This is a genomic window from Enterobacter sp. SCRI0065 (assembly GCF_059766475.1).
Map to the genome: position 1 here is coordinate 324158 of NZ_JCBAJB010000004.1, position 19642 is coordinate 343799.

Genomic DNA, 19642 nt, shown 5'->3' on the forward strand with positions numbered 1-19642 from the left:
CGCATGAGAGCAGCGGCAAAAACGCAAAAACCGAAACGTCAGGAAGAACAGGCCAACTTTGTGAGTTGGCGTTTTGCGTTGCTTTGTGGCTGTATTTTACTGGCGCTGTGCCTCCTGCTGGCGCGTGCGGCTTGGCTGCAGATTATTGCGCCAGATATGCTGGTGCGTCAGGGGGATATGCGTTCTCTTCGCGTGCAGGAGGTCTCCACTTCCCGCGGTCTGATTACTGACCGCTCAGGACGCCCGCTGGCGGTGAGCGTTCCGGTAAAAGCGATTTGGGCCGATCCTAAAGAGCTGCATGATGCCGGGGGGATCACGCTTGATAACCGCTGGAAAGCACTTGCTGATGCGCTGAAAATGCCGCTCGACCAGATGGCCCAGCGCGTCAATGCTAACCCGAAAGGACGCTTTATTTATCTGGCGCGTCAGGTGAATCCTGACATGGCCGATTACATCAAAAAACTCAAACTGCCGGGTATCCATCTGCGTGAAGAATCACGACGTTATTATCCTTCAGGAGAAGTGACCGCTCACCTCATTGGCTTCACCAACGTGGATAGCCAGGGGATAGAAGGGGTCGAAAAGAGCTTTGATAAGTGGTTAACGGGACAGCCGGGTGAGCGCGTTGTGCGTAAAGACCGCTATGGCCGCGTCATTGAGGATATCTCCTCAACGGACAGTCAGGCTGCGCATAACCTGGCGCTAAGCATTGACGAACGCCTCCAGGCGCTGGTCTATCGCGAGCTGAATAACGCCGTGGCCTTTAACAAAGCCGAATCAGGTAGCGCCGTGCTGGTCGACGTCAGCACCGGCGAAGTGCTGGCGATGGCAAATAGCCCATCCTACAACCCAAACAACCTGGCGGGGACGCAGAAAGATATCATGCGTAACCGCACCATTACCGACGTGTTTGAGCCGGGTTCAACCGTTAAACCCATGGTGGTGATGACGGCGCTCCAGCGCGGCATCGTCAACGAAAATACCGTTCTGAATACCATCCCTTACCGAATTAACGGTCACGAAATCAAAGACGTGGCGCGTTACAGCGAATTGACCCTGACCGGGGTTTTGCAGAAGTCGAGTAACGTCGGTGTTTCCAAGCTGGCGTTAGCGATGCCGTCCTCAGCGTTAGTAGAGACTTACTCACGTTTTGGGCTTGGAAAGGCGACCAATTTGGGGTTGGTCGGAGAACGCAGTGGCTTATATCCTCAAAAACAACGGTGGTCTGACATAGAGAGGGCCACCTTCTCTTTCGGCTATGGGCTAATGGTAACGCCGTTACAGTTAGCGCGAGTCTACGCAACGATTGGCAGCTATGGCGTCTATCGCCCGCTTTCCATTACCAAGGTTGATCCACCGGTTCCGGGCGAGCGTATCTTCCCGGAATCGACCGTTCGTACCGTTGTTCACATGATGGAAAGCGTCGCCCTGCCGGGCGGCGGTGGCGTGAAAGCCGCCATCAAAGGCTATCGCATCGCGATCAAGACCGGTACGGCGAAAAAAGTGGGGCCAGATGGCCGCTATATCAACAAATACATTGCTTATACCGCAGGCGTCGCGCCTGCCAGTAATCCGCGTTTTGCGCTGGTGGTGGTCATCAACGATCCACAAGCGGGTAAATACTACGGTGGCGCCGTCTCCGCGCCGGTGTTTGGTGCCATCATGGGCGGCGTTCTGCGTACCATGAATATCGAACCAGATGCGTTGTCGACGGGCGAAAAAAGTGAATTTGTAACTAATCAAGGCGAGGGAACAGGTGGCAGATCGTAATTTGCGCGACCTTCTTGCTCCGTGGGTACAAAACGTACCTGCGCGAGCACTGCGAGAGATGGTACTCGACAGCCGTGTGGCTGCGTCGGGCGATCTTTTCGTTGCGGTAGTCGGTCATCAGGCGGACGGGCGTCGGTATATCCCGCAGGCGATTGCGCAAGGTGTAGCTGCCATTATTGCTGAGGCAAAAGATGACGCAACCGATGGTGAAATCCGTGAAATGCACGGCGTGCCGGTCATCTATCTCAGCCAGTTAAATGAACGTCTCTCCGCGTTGGCGGGGCGTTTTTATGATGAACCTTCCGACCAAATGCGTTTGGTTGGCGTGACGGGCACCAACGGTAAAACCACCACCACACAGCTGATGGCTCAGTGGGCACAGTTGCTGGGCGAAACCAGCGCGGTGATGGGTACCGTGGGTAACGGTCTGCTGGATAAAATTAACCCGACGGAAAATACCACCGGTTCGGCTGTGGACGTACAGCATGTACTTGCAGGCCTGGCCGGACAGGGCGCGACCTTTGCCGCCATGGAAGTGTCTTCTCATGGACTGGTGCAGCATCGTGTCTCTGCGCTGAAGTTCGCGGCATCGGTGTTTACCAATCTGAGTCGCGATCATCTCGATTACCACGGTGACATGGAAAATTATGAAGCCGCGAAATGGCTGCTCTATTCCACACACCACTGCGGACAGGCGGTTATCAATGCCGATGACGAAGTGGGCCGTCGCTGGCTGGCTAAGCTGCCGGACGCTGTCGCAGTATCGATGGAAGATCATATCAATCCAAACTGCCACGGCCGCTGGCTAAAGGCGTTGGATGTGAATTATCACGACAGCGGCGCGACCATCCGCTTTGCCTCTACGTGGGGTGAAGGCGAAATGGAAAGCCGTCTGATGGGCGCATTTAACGTCAGCAACCTGCTGTTAGCGTTGGCAACGCTGCTGGCGCTAGGTTATCCGCTGGATGAACTGATGAAAACCGCTGCGCGGTTGCAACCCGTTTGTGGGCGTATGGAAGTGTTTAGCGCTCCGGGCAAACCGACTGTCGTTGTCGATTACGCTCACACGCCGGATGCGCTGGAAAAAGCACTGCAAGCCGCGCGTCTGCACTGTACCGGCAAGCTGTGGTGCGTCTTTGGTTGCGGCGGCGATCGCGATAAAGGCAAGCGCCCACTGATGGGGGCCATTGCTGAGCAGTTCGCGGATGTTCCGGTTGTCACCGATGACAACCCTCGTACAGAAGAACCGCGCGCGATTATCAACGATATTCTCGCCGGAATGATGGATGCGGGCCGCGCTCGCGTGGTGGAAGGCCGCGCCGAAGCCGTGACCAACGCTATAATGCAAGCCAAAGAAAATGACGTGGTACTGCTGGCAGGTAAAGGTCATGAAGATTACCAAATTGTCGGTGCACGTCGTCTGGATTATTCCGATCGCGTAACCGCAGCACGCCTGTTGGGAGTGGTGGCATGATTAGCATTACGCTAGGCCAGGCTGCCACCGTCCTGAGCGGCGAATTGTTGGGGCAAGATCTGACTATCGATGCGGTGACAACCGATACCCGTAAAATCACGGCAGGTTGCCTGTTTGTGGCGCTAAAAGGCGAGCGTTTCGACGCGCATGACTTTGCTGAACAGGCAAAAGCGGCGGGGGCGGGTGCTCTGCTGGTCAGCCGCAGGCTGGATATCGACCTGCCGCAACTGATTGTTAAAGACACGCGTCTGGCGTTTGGTGAACTAGCGGCCTGGGTTCGCCAGCAGGTTCCTGCACGCGTGGTGGCGTTGACCGGGTCTTCTGGCAAAACCTCTGTCAAAGAGATGACCGCTGCGATCCTGAGTCAGTGCGGCAATACGCTGTATACCGCAGGCAATCTGAATAACGACATCGGCGTACCGATGACGCTGCTGCGTTTAAGCAAAGAACACGACTACGCCGTTATTGAACTTGGCGCCAATCACCAGGGCGAAATTGCCTGGACCGTTGACCTGACGCGTCCGGAAGCGGCGTTAGTGAATAATCTTGCGGCGGCGCACCTTGAAGGCTTCGGTTCGCTGGAAGGTGTGGCCAAAGCGAAAGGCGAGATTTATCAGGGCCTGCCTGCTGACGGCATTGCCATTATGAATGCCGATAATAACGACTGGCTCAACTGGCAAAGCATCATTGGGGATCGTAAAACCTGGCGCTTCTCGCCAAATGCCGCTAACAGCGACTTTACGGCAACCAATATCCATGTGACCTCACACGGTACTGAATTTACGCTGCAAACCCCAACGGGAAGCGTTGATGTGCTGTTGCCTTTGCCTGGTCGCCATAACATTGCAAATGCCCTGGCGGCAGCGGCACTGTCGATGGCGGTGGGTGCGACGCACGAGGCCATCAAAGCCGGGCTTAACGATCTTGAAGCCGTGCCGGGCCGTCTTTTCCCTGTCCAACTGGCGGAAAATAAACTGCTGCTCGATGACTCCTATAACGCGAACGTTGGCTCCATGACGGCGGCTGTTCAGGTCTTGTCTGAGATGCCAGGCTATCGCATTTTTGTAGTCGGCGACATGGCTGAGCTTGGAGATGAAAGCGAAGTATGCCACGCCCAGGTTGGCGAGGCGGCGAAAGCCTCTGGAATCGACTGTGTGTTAAGCGTCGGTCATCTTAGCCAGGTGATAAGCCAGTCGAGTGGTGCCGGTGAGCATTTTGCCGCCAAAGCTGCGCTTATCTCGCGCCTTAAAACATTGATTGAAGAACACCAAATTGTGACGGTTTTAGTGAAAGGTTCACGTAGTGCCGCCATGGAAGAGGTTGTGCACGCATTACAGGAGAACGGAACATGTTAGTTTGGCTGGCCGAACATTTGGTCAAATATTATTCAGGCTTTAACGTCTTTTCCTATCTGACGTTTCGCGCCATTGTCAGCCTGCTGACTGCGCTGTTCATCTCTTTGTGGATGGGCCCGCGCATGATTGCCCGCCTGCAAAAACTCTCTTTTGGTCAGGTTGTTCGTAACGACGGCCCGGAATCACACTTTAGCAAGCGTGGTACCCCAACGATGGGCGGGATCATGATCCTCACCGCCATTGTCGTCTCCGTTTTGCTGTGGGCCTACCCGTCTAACCCTTACGTCTGGTGCGTACTCACGGTTCTGATTGGCTACGGCATTATTGGTTTCGTCGACGACTACCGCAAAGTGGTACGTAAAGACACTAAGGGACTGATTGCGCGCTGGAAATACTTCTGGATGTCGGTGATTGCGCTGGGCGTCGCGTTTGCGCTGTATCTGGCAGGCAAAGACACTCCGGCGACTGAACTGGTGGTGCCTTTCTTCAAAGACGTCATGCCGCAGCTGGGTCTGTTCTACATCGTGCTGGCGTACTTCGTGATTGTCGGTACCGGTAACGCTGTTAACCTGACCGATGGTCTTGATGGTCTGGCAATTATGCCAACCGTCTTTGTTGCAGGTGGCTTCGCGCTGGTGGCGTGGGCAACCGGTAACATGAACTTTGCAAATTACCTGCATATCCCTTACCTGCGACACGCGGGCGAGCTGGTGATTGTCTGTACCGCCATTGTTGGAGCAGGGCTTGGTTTCCTGTGGTTCAACACCTACCCGGCGCAGGTCTTTATGGGCGACGTTGGTTCGCTGGCCCTGGGCGGCGCGCTGGGCATTATCGCCGTGCTGCTGCGTCAGGAATTCCTGCTGGTGATTATGGGCGGTGTGTTCGTCGTTGAAACGCTGTCGGTGATTTTGCAGGTCGGTTCCTTCAAGCTGCGCGGTCAGCGCATCTTCCGGATGGCACCGATTCACCATCACTATGAACTGAAAGGCTGGCCAGAACCGCGCGTTATCGTTCGCTTCTGGATTATTTCGCTGATGCTTGTGCTGATTGGCCTCGCAACGCTGAAGGTACGTTAATCATGGCAGATTACCAGGGTAAAAAAGTCGTCATCATCGGGTTAGGCCTCACGGGCCTGTCCTGCGTGGACTTTTTCCTCGGGCGAGGTGTGACGCCGCGTGTGATGGATACGCGGGTTTCTCCGCCGGGCTTGGACAAACTCCCTGAACAGGTTGAGCGCCATCTTGGTGGTCTGAATAACGACTGGCTGTTGGCTGCCGATCTGATTATTGCAAGCCCGGGCATGGCCCTCGCACATCCTTCTCTGAGCGCTGCGGCAGAGGCAGGTATTGAAATTGTTGGCGATATCGAGCTGTTCTGTCGCGAAGCGCAAGCGCCGGTTATTGCTATCACCGGCTCCAACGGTAAAAGCACCGTTACGACGCTGGTGGGTGAAATGGCGAAAGCCGCAGGCGTTAACGTGGGCGTGGGCGGCAATATCGGCTTACCGGCGTTGATGCTGTTGGATCAGGAACGCGAGCTGTATGTGCTGGAACTCTCCAGCTTCCAGCTTGAGACCACCCTCAGTCTGCGGGCGGTTGCTGCGACGATCCTTAACGTGACCGAAGATCATATGGATCGCTATCCATTTGGTTTACAACAATATCGCGCCGCAAAACTGCGGGTCTATGAAAATGCTAAGGTGTGCGTGGTGAATGCAGACGATGCGCTGACCATGCCGGTACGCGGGGCAGATGAGCGCTGCGTCAGCTTTGGTGTGAACATGGGTGACTATCATCTGAATCGTCAGCAGGGTGAAACCTGGCTGCGCGTGAAGGGTGAAAAGGTGTTGAACGTGAAGGAAATGACGCTTTCCGGTCAACACAATTACACGAATGCGCTGGCTGCGCTGGCACTGGCTGACGCTGCGGGATTACCGCGTGCGACGAGCCTTAAAGCACTGACAACCTTTACCGGTCTGGCGCATCGCTTTGAGCTGGCGCTGGAACATAACGGCGTGCGTTGGATCAACGATTCAAAAGCGACCAATGTGGGCAGCACTGAAGCCGCTTTAAACGGTTTACATGTTGATGGCACTTTGCATCTTCTGCTGGGGGGCGATGGTAAGTCGGCTGATTTTTCCTCTCTCACGCCGCATCTGATGGGCGATAACGTGCGCTTGTACTGCTTTGGCCGCGATGGTGCTGAGCTGGCGGCGCTGCGTCCTGAAGTGGCTCAACAAACCGACACCATGGAGCAGGCCATACGCCTTATCGCTCCCGTGGTGAAGCCTGGCGATTTGGTGCTGCTGTCTCCGGCCTGTGCCAGCCTCGATCAGTTTAAGAATTTCGAACAGCGGGGCGATCTTTTCACCCGCCTGGCGAAGGAGTTAGGCTGATGCGTTTTTCTTTCCCTCGCCTGAGAATGCCGCGCTTGCCTGGATTTGGGATCCTGGCATGGCTGTTTGCGGCGTTGAAAGGCTGGGTCATGGCGTCTCGGGATAAAGATTCCGACAGCCTGGTCATGTACGACCGCATGCTGCTCTGGCTGACCATGGGTCTGGCGGCGATCGGGTTTATTATGGTGACATCGGCTTCGATGCCGGTCGGACAACGTCTGGCGAACGATCCTTTCCTGTTTGCCAAGCGCGATGGTTTGTACATTATTCTCGCATTGTGCCTGGCGATGATCACGCTTCGTCTGCCGATGGAGTTTTGGCAACGTCACAGTACCGCGATGCTGATCGCCTCGATCATCATGCTGTTGATCGTGCTGGTGGTGGGGAGCTCGGTTAACGGGGCATCGCGCTGGATTGCATTTGGTCCGCTGCGTATTCAGCCTGCTGAATTCACCAAGCTGTCGCTGTTCTGCTATCTCGCCAACTACCTGGTGCGTAAGGTCGATGAAGTGCGCAATAACCTGCGTGGCTTCTTAAAACCGATGGGCGTGATTCTGGTGCTGGCCGTGTTACTGCTGGCTCAGCCAGACCTCGGTACCGTGGTGGTGTTGTTTGTCACCACGCTGGCCATGCTGTTCCTGGCGGGGGCGAAGCTCTGGCAGTTCATTGCCATCATTGGGATGGGGATTTCGGCGGTTGTCCTGCTGATCCTCGCCGAACCATATCGTATCCGCCGTGTAACCTCTTTCTGGAACCCTTGGGAAGATCCCTTTGGTAGCGGTTATCAGCTGACTCAGTCGCTGATGGCGTTTGGCCGTGGAGAGATCTGGGGGCAGGGACTGGGTAATTCAGTCCAAAAACTCGAGTATTTACCCGAAGCACATACCGACTTCATCTTCTCCATTATTGGGGAAGAACTGGGTTATATCGGTGTGGTACTGGCACTTTTAATGGTATTCTTCGTCGCTTTCCGCGCCATGTCGATTGGCCGAAAAGCGCTGGAAATCGACCACCGTTTCTCAGGTTTTCTGGCCTGCTCAATCGGTATTTGGTTTAGTTTCCAGGCATTAGTCAACGTAGGGGCCGCAGCAGGTATGCTGCCGACCAAGGGCCTGACGCTGCCGTTAATCAGTTACGGCGGGTCAAGTTTACTGATTATGTCGACCGCCATTATGTTTTTGCTGCGCATAGATTATGAAACGCGTCTGGAAAAAGCCCAGGCGTTTACACGAGGTTCACGATGAATCAACCGAAGCGGTTAATGGTGATGGCGGGCGGTACCGGCGGGCATGTCTTCCCGGGACTCGCGGTCGCGCACCATTTAATGGAGCAAGGCTGGCAAATACGCTGGCTGGGAACCGCCGACCGCATGGAAGCCGATTTAGTGCCGAAACACGGTATCGAGATCGACTTTATTCGTATTTCCGGCTTACGCGGGAAAGGCATTAAGGCGCAACTGTTGGCCCCTGTCCGTATTTTTAATGCGTGGCGTCAGGCGCGCGCCATCATGAAACGCTTCAAGCCTGATGCGGTTCTGGGAATGGGTGGCTATGTTTCGGGTCCTGGTGGGCTGGCGGCATGGTCGTTGGGCATTCCTGTCATCCTGCATGAGCAGAACGGTATTGCCGGGCTGACGAACAAATGGCTTTCGAAGATTGCGACCAAAGTGATGCAGGCATTTCCTGGCGCGTTCCCGAAAGCAGACGTGGTGGGAAATCCAGTACGGGTAGACGTACTGGCGTTACCGCTGCCGCAGGATCGCCTTATCGGGCGCGAAGGTCCGGTTCGTGTGTTGGTCGTCGGCGGGTCTCAGGGCGCAAGAATTTTGAACCAAACGTTGCCGCAGGTTGCCGCAAAACTGGGTGATGCTGTGACTATCTGGCATCAAAGCGGAAAGGGCGCTCAGCAGACGGTTGAGCAGGCCTATGCCGAAGCCGGACAGCCGCAGCACAAAGTGACCGAGTTTATTGACGACATGGCCGCTGCCTATTCCTGGGCAGACGTTGTGGTATGTCGCTCAGGCGCGCTGACGGTAAGCGAAATCGCCGCTGCGGGGCTACCGGCTGTGTTTGTACCTTTCCAGCATAAAGACAGACAGCAGTACTGGAATGCCCTGCCGCTTGAGAAGGCCGGTGCTGCCAAAATTTTTGAACAGCCACAATTTACCGCTGATGCGGTCGCCACCACCCTGGCAGGCTGGAACAGAGAGACATTACTGGGGATGGCCGAACGCGCACGTGCGACCGCTATTCCAGATGCAACTGAGCGGGTGGCAAAAGAAGTGAGCCTGGCCGCTAAGGCTTAACCCTCGCAGCGCGTGTTGCGCTGCACGATTTTTTTGAAGTAGTCGATGGCGTTTAGAGAATGAATACACAACAACTGGCGAAACTGCGTTCAATAGTGCCCGAGATGCGACGCGTCCGGCACATCCACTTTGTTGGCATCGGTGGTGCTGGCATGGGGGGTATTGCTGAGGTACTGGCGAACGAAGGTTATCAGATTAGCGGTTCCGATTTGGCACCGAACCCTGTTACGCAACAGTTGGCGTCGCTTGGGGCGACGATTTATTTTAACCATCGTCCAGAAAACGTCCGTGATGCCAGTGTGGTGGTGGTATCCAGCGCGATCTCTGCGGATAACCCAGAGATTGTTGCGGCGCACGAAGCACGTATCCCGGTTATCCGTCGTGCGGAAATGCTGGCCGAGCTGATGCGTTTTCGCCACGGTATCGCCGTAGCAGGTACCCACGGTAAAACAACCACGACCGCGATGGTTTCCAGTATTTACGCAGAGGCCGGTCTTGATCCGACCTTCGTGAACGGTGGCCTGGTGAAAGCCGCGGGCGTGCATGCGCGTTTGGGGCACAGCCGCTATCTGATTGCAGAAGCGGACGAGAGCGACGCGTCGTTCTTGCACCTGCAACCTATGGTGTCAATCGTCACCAATATCGAAGCTGACCACATGGACACCTACCAGGGCGACTTCGAGAACTTAAAACAGACATTTATTAACTTCCTGCACAATTTGCCGTTTTATGGCCGTGCGGTGATGTGTGTAGACGATCCGGTGATTCGCGAGCTGCTGCCGCGCGTTGGTCGTCAGGTAACAACCTATGGCTTTAGCGAAGATGCTGACGTTCGCGTAGAAAGTTACAGCCAGACGGGCGCGCAAGGGCATTTCACCCTTGCACGTCAGGACAAAGAATTGCTGCACGTCACGCTTAATGCGCCAGGTCGTCACAACGCCCTGAACGCGGCGGCGGCGGTGGCTGTCGCCACCGAAGAAGGCATCGAAGACGACGCTATTTTACGCGCGCTGGAGAGCTTCCAGGGAACGGGCCGCCGCTTTGATTTCCTTGGCGAATATCCGCTTGAGCCCGTTAACGGTAAACCGGGGACCGCCATGTTGGTCGACGATTACGGTCATCATCCGACCGAAGTTGACGCCACGATTAAAGCTGCACGTGCTGGCTGGCCGGATAAAAATCTGGTCATGCTGTTCCAGCCACACCGTTATACCCGTACGCGCGATCTGTATGATGATTTCGCCAACGTGCTGTGTCAGGTCGATGCATTACTGATGCTGGATGTTTATCCAGCGGGCGAAAGTCCGATTCCGGGAGCGGATAGCCGTTCTTTGTGTCGCACTATTCGTGGGCGCGGTAAAATTGATCCTATTTTGGTCTCCGATCCCGCTCATGCCGCAGAAATGCTGGCTCAAGTCTTGACGGGCAACGACCTGATTCTGATTCAGGGCGCGGGAAATATCGGCAAAATTGCGCGTAACTTATCTGAAATCAAACTGAAGCCGCAAACCTCAGGGGAAGAGCGTCATGGCTGATAAGATTGCGGTCCTTTTTGGCGGTACATCTGCTGAGCGTGACGTTTCGCTAAACTCCGGCGCTGCCGTGTTGGCAGGCCTTCGTGAAGGCGGAGTGAATGCCCATCCGGTCGACCCGAAAGAGGTTGATGTCACACGTTTGAAAGCGATGGGCTTCGATAAAGTCTTTATCGCATTGCATGGTCGCGGTGGCGAAGACGGAACGTTGCAGGGACTGCTGGATTTGATTGGCATGCCCTATACCGGAAGCGGTGTGATGGCATCCGCCATTTCCATGGATAAATTGCGCAGCAAATTGTTGTGGCAAGGCGCGGGTTTACCCGTCGCCCCGTGGGTTGCATTAACGCGCCGCGAGTTTGAAATAGGGCTTGATGACAGCGTTAATACGCGCATTGCGGAACTGGGTTTACCGGTTATTGTAAAGCCCAGCCGCGAAGGCTCAAGTGTTGGTATGTCTAAAGTCGAGGAAGCTGATAATTTAGCATCGGCATTAGCGTTGGCATTTCAACACGATGAAGAAGTACTGATTGAAAAATGGCTCAGCGGTCCGGAATTTACCGTCGCCATGCTCGGTGAAGATATTTTACCGTCAATTCGCATACAACCAGCCGGAACCTTCTATGATTATGAAGCGAAGTATCTCTCTGATGAGACGCAATATTTCTGCCCAAGTGGTCTGGAAGCACAACGTGAAGTCGATTTACAGGAACTGGTGCTGAAAGCCTGGACTGTTCTGGGTTGCCGTGGCTGGGGACGCATTGATGTGATGCAGGACCGCGATGGAGAATTTTATCTGTTGGAAGCGAACACTTCGCCGGGTATGACCAGCCATAGTCTGGTACCCATGGCAGCACGTCAGGCAGGTATGAGCTTTTCTCAGTTAGTTGTACGTATTCTGGACCAGGCGGGCTGATATGTCGCAGGCTGCACTGAACACGCGCAACCGCGAAGAGGAAGTTGAAGAATATTCCTCACGGCGGAGTAATGGAACGCGTCTTGCAGGGATTATTTTCCTGCTGGGTGTGCTGTGTACCGTGTTTATCAGCGGCTGGATGGTGTTGGGCTGGATGGAAGATGCGCAACGTTTACCCCTGTCCAAACTGGTGGTTACGGGTGAGCGTCATTACACGCGAAACGATGACATTCGCCAGTCAATCCTGGCGCTGGGTTCGCCTGGTACGTTTATGACTCAGGACGTCAACATTATCCAGAGTCAGATTGAACGCCTGCCCTGGATCAAACAGGCGAGCGTCAGAAAGCAATGGCCTGATGAATTGAAGATTCATCTGGTTGAATATGTGCCCATTGCGCGTTGGAATGATCAGCACATGGTAGACGTAGACGGAAATTCCTTCAGCGTCCCGGCCGATCGTGTCAGCAAGCAAGATTTACCTATGTTGTCCGGCCCCGAAGGCAGTGAAAACGAAGTATTACAAGCTTTCCGGGAAATGGGGCAGGTGCTGGCTAAGGACCGGTTTACGTTAAAAGATGCAGCAATGACGGCTCGCCGTTCATGGCAATTGACGTTGACGAATGGGATTAAGCTCAACCTTGGCCGTGGCGATACGATGAAGCGTCTGGCGCGTTTTGTAGAACTTTACCCGGTTTTACAGCAGCAGGCGCAGACCGAAGGCAAACGGATAAGCTACGTTGATTTGCGCTATGACTCAGGCGCAGCAGTCGGTTGGGTGCCGGCTCCGGTTGAGGAACCTAATCAGCAACAGAATCAGGCACAGGTACAGGCAGAACAACAATGATCAAGGCGACGGACAGAAAACTGGTAGTTGGACTGGAGATTGGCACCGCGAAGGTCGCCGCTTTAGTAGGGGAAGTTCTGCCCGACGGTATGGTCAATATCATTGGCGTGGGCAGTTGCCCTTCCCGTGGTATGGATAAAGGTGGGGTAAACGATCTTGAATCGGTGGTGAAATGCGTACAGCGCGCCATCGATCAGGCTGAGTTGATGGCAGATTGCCAGATCTCCTCCGTCTATCTTGCGCTTTCTGGTAAGCATATCAGCTGCCAGAACGAAATCGGGATGGTGCCGATTTCCGAAGAGGAAGTGACGCAAGAAGACGTTGAGAACGTGGTGCATACGGCGAAATCCGTGCGTGTTCGCGATGAGCATCGCGTGCTGCATGTGATCCCGCAGGAATACGCGATCGACTACCAGGAGGGGATTAAAAACCCCGTTGGTCTGTCCGGCGTGCGTATGCAGGCGAAAGTGCACTTGATTACCTGTCACAACGATATGGCGAAAAACATCGTTAAAGCCGTTGAACGTTGTGGTTTGAAAGTTGACCAACTTATCTTTGCAGGACTGGCGGCAAGTTATTCCGTGCTGACCGAAGACGAACGTGAACTGGGCGTCTGTGTGGTGGATATTGGTGGTGGTACAATGGATATCGCCGTGTACACCGGTGGTGCATTACGTCACACCAAAGTGATCCCGTATGCCGGGAATGTAGTGACCAGTGACATTGCTTACGCCTTTGGTACGCCCCCAAGTGATGCAGAGGCGATTAAAGTGCGCCACGGTTGTGCATTAGGATCTATCGTCGGCAAAGATGAGAGCGTTGAAGTGCCAAGCGTAGGTGGTCGTCCACCGCGTAGCCTGCAACGCCAGACGCTGGCTGAAGTCATTGAGCCGCGTTATACCGAGCTGCTCAATTTGGTCAACGAAGAGATTTTGCAATTACAGGAACAGCTTCGCCAGCAGGGTGTGAAACATCATCTGGCGGCGGGGATTGTATTAACCGGCGGAGCGGCGCAAATTGAAGGTCTTGCTGCCTGTGCACAGCGCGTGTTCCATACGCAGGTTCGTATTGGTGCCCCGCTAAATATTACCGGTTTAACGGATTACGCCCAAGAGCCGTATTATTCAACGGCTGTGGGCCTGCTTCACTACGGGAAAGAATCCCATTTGAGTGGTGAAGCGGAAGTGGAAAAGCGTACATCGGTCAGTTCATGGGTCAAACGACTCAATTCCTGGCTGCGAAAAGAATTCTGATTTTTTAAAGAGACCGGAAAATTAGCGGTCTCAGGCGACAGGCACAAAACGGAGAGAAACCATGTTTGAACCAATGGAATTAACCAACGACGCGGTGATTAAAGTCATCGGCGTCGGTGGCGGCGGCGGTAACGCCGTAGAGCATATGGTGCGCGAACGTATCGAAGGCGTTGAATTCTTTGCGGTCAACACCGATGCTCAGGCACTGCGTAAAACGGCTGTAGGCCAGACAATTCAAATTGGTGGCGGTATCACCAAAGGTCTGGGCGCTGGGGCTAACCCAGAAGTAGGCCGCAATGCTGCTGAAGAAGACCGTGAAGCACTGCGTGCTGCGCTCGATGGTGCAGACATGGTGTTTATCGCTGCAGGTATGGGTGGTGGTACCGGAACCGGTGCAGCGCCAGTTGTTGCAGAAGTCGCTAAAGATTTGGGTATTCTGACCGTTGCTGTCGTGACTAAGCCTTTCAACTTTGAAGGCAAGAAGCGTATGGCATTCGCGGAACAGGGTATTACTGAGCTGTCCAAACACGTGGACTCCCTCATCACCATCCCGAACGACAAATTGTTGAAAGTTCTGGGTCGTGGTATTTCCTTGCTGGACGCTTTTGGCGCAGCGAACGACGTGCTGAAAGGCGCCGTACAGGGTATCGCAGAGTTGATTACTCGTCCGGGTCTGATGAACGTTGACTTTGCAGACGTTCGCACCGTAATGTCCGAAATGGGCTATGCGATGATGGGCTCTGGTGTCGCGAGCGGTGAAGACCGTGCAGAAGAAGCCGCTGAAATGGCTATCTCTTCTCCGCTGCTGGAAGATATCGATCTGTCTGGCGCACGTGGCGTTCTGGTCAACATCACGGCTGGCTTCGACCTGCGTCTGGATGAATTCGAAACCGTGGGTAACACCATTCGTGCATTCGCTTCTGATAACGCAACCGTAGTTATCGGGACTTCCCTTGATCCGGAAATGAACGATGAACTGCGTGTGACTGTTGTTGCAACCGGTATTGGCATGGACAAACGTCCAGAGATTACCCTGGTGACCAACAAGCAGACTCAGCAGCCGGTTATGGATCGTTACCAGCAACACGGTATGGCGCCGCTGACCCAAGAGCAGAAACCTGCTGCAAAAGTGGTTAACGACAATACACCGCAAACGGCGAAAGAACCGGATTATCTGGACATCCCAGCGTTCCTGCGCAAGCAAGCTGACTAAGAATTGGCTGGAATTTGGGGATTTTCGCTCTTTGTGCTAAACTGGCCGTCCGTTAGTGATATACACTTTCGGTTGGATAAGTAATTTGGCGAGATTATACGATGATCAAACAAAGGACACTTAAACGTATCGTTCAGGCGACTGGCGTCGGTTTACATACCGGCAAAAAGGTCACACTGACGTTGCGCCCTGCGTCGGCCAATACCGGGGTCATCTATCGTCGCACCGACTTGAATCCACCGGTAGATTTCCCGGCCGATGCCAAATCTGTGCGTGATACAATGCTCTGTACTTGCCTGGTCAACGAGCATGACGTGCGGATTTCTACCGTAGAGCACCTTAACGCCGCCCTCGCGGGTCTGGGTATCGACAACATCGTTATTGAAGTTGATGCGCCAGAAATCCCGATTATGGATGGTAGTGCTGCTCCGTTCGTTTATTTGTTGCTGGATGCCGGCATCGAAGAACTGAACTGTGCGAAAAAATTTGTTCGCATCAAAGAGACGGTTCGCGTCCAGGATGGCGACAAGTGGGCTGAATTCAAACCGTTTAATGGTTTTTCGTTGGACTTTACCATCGACTTTAACCATCCGGCGATTGATGCAAGCACCCAGCGCTATGCGATGAACTTCTCTGCTGATGCGTTTATGCGTCAGATCAGTCGTGCACGTACTTTCGGTTTTATGCGTGATATTGAATATCTGCAGTCCCGTGGCTTGTGCCTGGGCGGCAGCTTCGATTGTGCCATCGTTGTTGACGATTATCGCGTATTGAACGAAGACGGCCTGCGTTTTGAAGATGAATTCGTTCGTCACAAGATGCTGGATGCGATTGGCGACCTGTTCATGTGTGGTCACAATATTATCGGTGCATTTACCGCGTTTAAATCCGGTCATGCATTGAACAATAAACTGTTACAGGCAGTCCTGGCAAAACAGGAAGCTTGGGAATATGTGACCTTCGAAGACGAAGCTGAATTGCCACTGGCATTCAAAGCACCGAGCACGGTCCTGGCGTAACGGTTAAAGCCGTTTCGTAAAATCGACTGGTTAACCTGGTACTCTCTCCGGCCAGGGAAACCAGTCGTTTTTGTTTTTGCACTTATGCAATCTGTTTCCCGCCTGAAGTTTATCCTGTCAAAGCACAGAATGTGCGCGCGTTTGCTGCATTCTTGAGCGTTTTTACCTGCTGTATTTCGTCATTCCTGCTGATGTGCTTTAGCTTTAGTGGTAATATCTGGGCGCTAAAAAGAATAATTGATGTAAGCCTTTTCGGGCTTACCTTGTGATGGTGGATTAAGTGAGCGGAATTCTAACGCGCTGGCGACAATTTGGCAGACGTTACTTCTGGCCGCATCTCCTTTTGGGGATGGTCGCGGCGAGCTTCGGCTTGCCTGCGCTTAGCAACATCGCTGAAGCGGCATCCCCCGCAAGAACGGCTACCACCAAACACGATATCACTACGCGGGTAAATTTCTCGAATCTGGCGCTGTTGGAAGCCAATCGTCGACCAAACTTCACGGTCGATTACTGGCATCAGCACGCACTACGTACCGTCATTCGTCATCTCTCCTTTGCCATGGCTCCGCAGGCGATCCCTGCAGTGGAAGAGTCACTACCGGTTCAGGCTCACCATCTTGCCCTGCTCGATACGCTTAATGCCCTGCTGACGCAGGAAAGCAAGCCGCCGGTTATTGTTCGTCAGATGACGGCAACCGCTTCTGTTCCTCCTGCTGCCTTTTCGGTACTTGCCTGGGTAAGCCAGGTACAGGGTATCCGCGCCGGACCCCAACGCCTCAGTTAAATTAATTGTTTTTCAATACCTTAATTTATAATCCCATTATGGGGCGTTTGAGAATTTATTATGCTAATCAAATTATTGACCAAAGTTTTCGGTAGTCGTAACGATCGTACTCTGCGCCGTATGCGCAAAGCGGTCACTGTGATCAATGCCATGGAACCGGAGATGGAAAAACTCTCCGACGACGAACTGAAAGCCAAAACTGGCGAATTCCGTGAGCGTCTGGAAAAAGGCGCAACGGTAGAAAGTCTGATTCCAGAAGCTTTCGCAGTGGTTCGCGAAGCGAGTAAACGTGTATTTGGCATGCGTCACTTTGACGTACAGCTGCTCGGCGGTATGGTGTTAAACGAACGTTGCATCGCGGAAATGCGTACGGGTGAAGGTAAAACGCTGACGGCAACTCTGCCAGCGTATCTGAATGCACTGTCTGGAAAAGGCGTACACGTCGTCACCGTCAACGATTATCTGGCGCAGCGTGACGCCGAAAACAACCGTCCACTGTTTGAGTTCCTCGGCATGAGCGTAGGTATCAACATGTCGGGTCTGCCTTCTCCTGCAAAACGCGAAGCCTACGGCGCGGACATTACCTACGGAACAAACAACGAATACGGCTTTGACTACCTGCGCGACAATATGGCATTCAGCCCGGAAGAGCGCGTTCAGCGTAAACTGCACTATGCGCTGGTGGATGAAGTTGACTCAATCCTGATCGATGAAGCGCGTACGCCGCTGATCATCTCCGGTCCGGCTGAAGACAGCTCCGAGATGTATCGCAAAGTCGATAAAATTATCCCTCACCTGATTCGTCAGGATAAAGAAGACTCCGATACGTTCCAGGGCGAAGGTCACTTCTCCGTGGACGAAAAAGCGCGTCAGGTTAACCTGACCGAACGTGGCCTGATTCAGATCGAAGAGCTGCTGGTTGAGCAAGGCATTATGGAAGAAGGCGAGTCTCTGTACTCCCCAACCAACATTATGCTGATGCATCACGTTACCGCTGCGCTGCGTGCCCACGTGCTGTTTACCCGCGATGTGGATTACATCGTGAAAGATGGCGAAGTGATCATCGTTGATGAACATACCGGTCGTACCATGCAGGGGCGTCGCTGGTCTGATGGTTTGCACCAGGCCGTTGAAGCCAAAGAAGGCGTTGATATTCAGAACGAAAACCAGACGCTGGCATCCATTACCTTCCAGAACTATTTCCGTCTGTACGAGAAACTGGCTGGGATGACCGGTACTGCTGATACCGAAGCTTTTGAATTCAGCTCCATTTACAAACTGGATACGGTGGTGGTCCCAACCAACCGCCCAATGATCCGTAAAGATATGCCGGATCTGGTCTACATGACCGAAGCGGAAAAAATTCAGGCGATCATCGAAGATATCCGTGAGCGTAGCGCCGCGGGTCAGCCGATTTTGGTGGGGACTATCTCCATTGAAAAATCCGAAGTGGTTTCACATGAACTGACCAAAGCGGGTATCGTACACAACGTACTGAACGCTAAGTTCCACGCCAAAGAAGCGGATATCGTTGCGCAGGCGGGCTATCCCTCTGCGGTGACCATTGCCACCAACATGGCGGGTCGTGGTACCGATATCGTATTGGGCGGTAGCTGGCAGTCTGAAGTGGCCGAGCTTGAAGATCCAACCCCGGAACAGATTGCACAGATCAAAGCTGACTGGCAGGTGCGTCACGACGCGGTGCTGGCCTCCGGTGGTCTGCATATCATCGGTACCGAGCGCCATGAATCTCGTCGTATAGATAACCAGCTGCGTGGCCGTGCGGGTCGTCAGGGTGATGCAGGTTCGTCCCGCTTCTACCTGTCTATGGAAGATGCGCTGATGCGTATTTTCGCATCTGACCGTGTTTCAGGCATGATGCGTAAACTGGGTATGAAGCCGGGTGAAGCAATCGAGCACCCGTGGGTCACCAAGGCAATTGCTAACGCGCAGCGTAAAGTAGAAAGCCGCAACTTCGATATTCGTAAGCAACTGCTGGAATACGATGACGTTGCTAACGACCAGCGTCGTGCGATCTACACTCAGCGTAACGAACTGCTGGACGTATCCGACGTTAGTGAAACCATCAACAGCATTCGTGAAGATGTGTTCAAAGTGACTATCGATGCGCATATTCCACCGCAGTCGCTGGAAGAAATGTGGGACATCGAGGGTCTTCAGGAACGTCTGAAAAATGACTTCGACCTGGAACTGCCAATCAAAGAATGGCTGGATAAAGAGCCAGAGCTGCACGAAGAGACGTTGCGCGAACGTATCCTTGAAAATGCTATGGAAGTCTACAAGCGTAAAGAAGAAGTGGTTGGCATTGAGATGATGCGTCACTTCGAAAAAGGCGTGATGTTGCAAACTCTGGATTCCCTGTGGAAAGAACACCTGGCCGCAATGGACTATCTGCGTCAGGGTATTCACCTGCGTGGTTACGCGCAGAAAGATCCGAAGCAGGAATACAAGCGTGAATCCTTTGCGATGTTCGCGTCTATGCTGGAGTCACTGAAATACGAAGTGATCAGCACGCTGAGTAAAGTACAGGTTCGCATGCCGGAAGAAGTTGAAGCGATGGAGCAACAGCGTCGTGAAGAAGCCGAGCGTCTGGCGCAAATGCAGCAGCTGAGTCACCAGGATGATGAAGGTGTGGCGGCCGCTGCGATTGCTGCAGAGACTGGCGATCGTAAAGTTGGTCGTAACGATCCTTGCCCATGCGGTTCCGGTAAGAAATATAAGGCGTGCCACGGCCGTCTTAACTAAGCACGTACTGAATCGA

Annotated in this window: 15 protein-coding genes; all 15 read left to right on the forward strand. The window is 53.7% G+C overall.

The annotated features are described in order from the left end of the window. Window positions 1-3: 3 nt before the first annotated feature. The 15 genes from AC6EMZ_RS14040 to secA all read left to right on the forward strand — a co-directional run bounded on the left by AC6EMZ_RS14040 (window position 4) and on the right by secA (window position 19626). Window positions 4-1770: a peptidoglycan glycosyltransferase FtsI gene (locus AC6EMZ_RS14040; RefSeq protein WP_498403137.1), complete on the forward strand. Its 1767-nt coding sequence runs from the start codon at window positions 4-6 to the stop codon at window positions 1768-1770. Beyond that, a complete protein-coding gene (gene murE, locus AC6EMZ_RS14045; RefSeq protein WP_498403138.1) occupies window positions 1757-3244 on the forward strand; it encodes a UDP-N-acetylmuramoyl-L-alanyl-D-glutamate--2,6-diaminopimelate ligase in 1488 nt (495 codons plus the stop codon). The genes AC6EMZ_RS14040 and murE overlap by 14 nt, the downstream gene beginning before the upstream one ends. Next, window positions 3241-4599 (forward strand): UDP-N-acetylmuramoyl-tripeptide--D-alanyl-D-alanine ligase, encoded by a 1359-nt coding sequence (gene murF, locus AC6EMZ_RS14050; protein WP_498403139.1) that lies wholly within the window; start codon window positions 3241-3243, stop codon window positions 4597-4599. Before murE ends, murF begins: the two co-directional genes overlap by 4 nt. Next, window positions 4593-5675 carry a phospho-N-acetylmuramoyl-pentapeptide-transferase gene (mraY, locus tag AC6EMZ_RS14055; RefSeq protein WP_498403141.1) on the forward strand — a complete coding sequence of 361 codons (1083 nt, stop codon included), beginning with the start codon at window positions 4593-4595 and terminating at the stop codon, window positions 5673-5675. The genes murF and mraY overlap by 7 nt, the downstream gene beginning before the upstream one ends. 2 nt (window positions 5676-5677) lie before the next feature. Beyond that, the gene (gene murD / locus AC6EMZ_RS14060) at window positions 5678-6994 is read left to right on the forward strand and encodes a UDP-N-acetylmuramoyl-L-alanine--D-glutamate ligase (RefSeq protein WP_498403142.1); all 1317 of its coding nucleotides are present in this window, start codon (window positions 5678-5680) and stop codon (window positions 6992-6994) included. Then, window positions 6994-8238 (forward strand): cell division protein FtsW, encoded by a 1245-nt coding sequence (ftsW, locus tag AC6EMZ_RS14065; RefSeq protein ID WP_498403144.1) that lies wholly within the window; start codon window positions 6994-6996, stop codon window positions 8236-8238. The genes murD and ftsW overlap by 1 nt, the downstream gene beginning before the upstream one ends. Then, window positions 8235-9299 carry an undecaprenyldiphospho-muramoylpentapeptide beta-N-acetylglucosaminyltransferase gene (gene murG / locus AC6EMZ_RS14070; protein ID WP_498403145.1) on the forward strand — a complete coding sequence of 355 codons (1065 nt, stop codon included), beginning with the start codon at window positions 8235-8237 and terminating at the stop codon, window positions 9297-9299. The genes ftsW and murG overlap by 4 nt, the downstream gene beginning before the upstream one ends. 59 nt (window positions 9300-9358) lie before the next feature. After that, window positions 9359-10834 carry a UDP-N-acetylmuramate--L-alanine ligase gene (gene murC, locus AC6EMZ_RS14075; protein ID WP_498403146.1) on the forward strand — a complete coding sequence of 492 codons (1476 nt, stop codon included), beginning with the start codon at window positions 9359-9361 and terminating at the stop codon, window positions 10832-10834. After that, window positions 10827-11747 carry a D-alanine--D-alanine ligase gene (locus AC6EMZ_RS14080; RefSeq protein ID WP_498403147.1) on the forward strand — a complete coding sequence of 307 codons (921 nt, stop codon included), beginning with the start codon at window positions 10827-10829 and terminating at the stop codon, window positions 11745-11747. The genes murC and AC6EMZ_RS14080 overlap by 8 nt, the downstream gene beginning before the upstream one ends. Before the next feature lies 1 nt (window position 11748). Continuing rightward, entirely contained in the window at window positions 11749-12591 is an 843-nt protein-coding gene (gene ftsQ / locus AC6EMZ_RS14085; RefSeq protein WP_498403149.1) for a cell division protein FtsQ, read from the forward strand. After that, window positions 12588-13844, forward strand: coding sequence for a cell division protein FtsA (gene ftsA / locus AC6EMZ_RS14090; RefSeq protein WP_498403150.1), 1257 nt, complete (start codon window positions 12588-12590; stop codon window positions 13842-13844). Before ftsQ ends, ftsA begins: the two co-directional genes overlap by 4 nt. 61 nt (window positions 13845-13905) lie before the next feature. Beyond that, entirely contained in the window at window positions 13906-15057 is a 1152-nt protein-coding gene (gene ftsZ, locus AC6EMZ_RS14095) for a cell division protein FtsZ (protein ID WP_006173842.1), read from the forward strand. 101 nt (window positions 15058-15158) lie between these two features. After that, entirely contained in the window at window positions 15159-16076 is a 918-nt protein-coding gene (gene lpxC / locus AC6EMZ_RS14100) for a UDP-3-O-acyl-N-acetylglucosamine deacetylase (RefSeq protein ID WP_498403151.1), read from the forward strand. 280 nt (window positions 16077-16356) lie between these two features. Next, on the forward strand, window positions 16357-16860 hold the full coding sequence (gene secM, locus AC6EMZ_RS14105; protein ID WP_498403153.1) for a secA translation cis-regulator SecM: 504 nt from the start codon (window positions 16357-16359) through the stop codon (window positions 16858-16860). 60 nt (window positions 16861-16920) lie between these two features. Continuing rightward, entirely contained in the window at window positions 16921-19626 is a 2706-nt protein-coding gene (gene secA / locus AC6EMZ_RS14110; protein WP_498403154.1) for a preprotein translocase subunit SecA, read from the forward strand. Window positions 19627-19642 lie beyond the last annotated feature (16 nt).

Coding starts and splice junctions, on each gene's coding strand:
- murG (WP_498403145.1), top strand. CDS start 8,235: ATGAATCAACCGAAGCGGTTAATGGTGATGGCGGGCGGTACCGGCGGG.
- ftsW (WP_498403144.1), top strand. CDS start 6,994: ATGCGTTTTTCTTTCCCTCGCCTGAGAATGCCGCGCTTGCCTGGATTT.
- ftsA (WP_498403150.1), top strand. CDS start 12,588: ATGATCAAGGCGACGGACAGAAAACTGGTAGTTGGACTGGAGATTGGC.
- murC (WP_498403146.1), top strand. CDS start 9,359: ATGAATACACAACAACTGGCGAAACTGCGTTCAATAGTGCCCGAGATG.
- murD (WP_498403142.1), top strand. CDS start 5,678: ATGGCAGATTACCAGGGTAAAAAAGTCGTCATCATCGGGTTAGGCCTC.
- mraY (WP_498403141.1), top strand. CDS start 4,593: ATGTTAGTTTGGCTGGCCGAACATTTGGTCAAATATTATTCAGGCTTT.
- secA (WP_498403154.1), top strand. CDS start 16,921: ATGCTAATCAAATTATTGACCAAAGTTTTCGGTAGTCGTAACGATCGT.
- lpxC (WP_498403151.1), top strand. CDS start 15,159: ATGATCAAACAAAGGACACTTAAACGTATCGTTCAGGCGACTGGCGTC.
- AC6EMZ_RS14040 (WP_498403137.1), top strand. CDS start 4: ATGAGAGCAGCGGCAAAAACGCAAAAACCGAAACGTCAGGAAGAACAG.
- AC6EMZ_RS14080 (WP_498403147.1), top strand. CDS start 10,827: ATGGCTGATAAGATTGCGGTCCTTTTTGGCGGTACATCTGCTGAGCGT.
- ftsZ (WP_006173842.1), top strand. CDS start 13,906: ATGTTTGAACCAATGGAATTAACCAACGACGCGGTGATTAAAGTCATC.
- murF (WP_498403139.1), top strand. CDS start 3,241: ATGATTAGCATTACGCTAGGCCAGGCTGCCACCGTCCTGAGCGGCGAA.
- ftsQ (WP_498403149.1), top strand. CDS start 11,749: ATGTCGCAGGCTGCACTGAACACGCGCAACCGCGAAGAGGAAGTTGAA.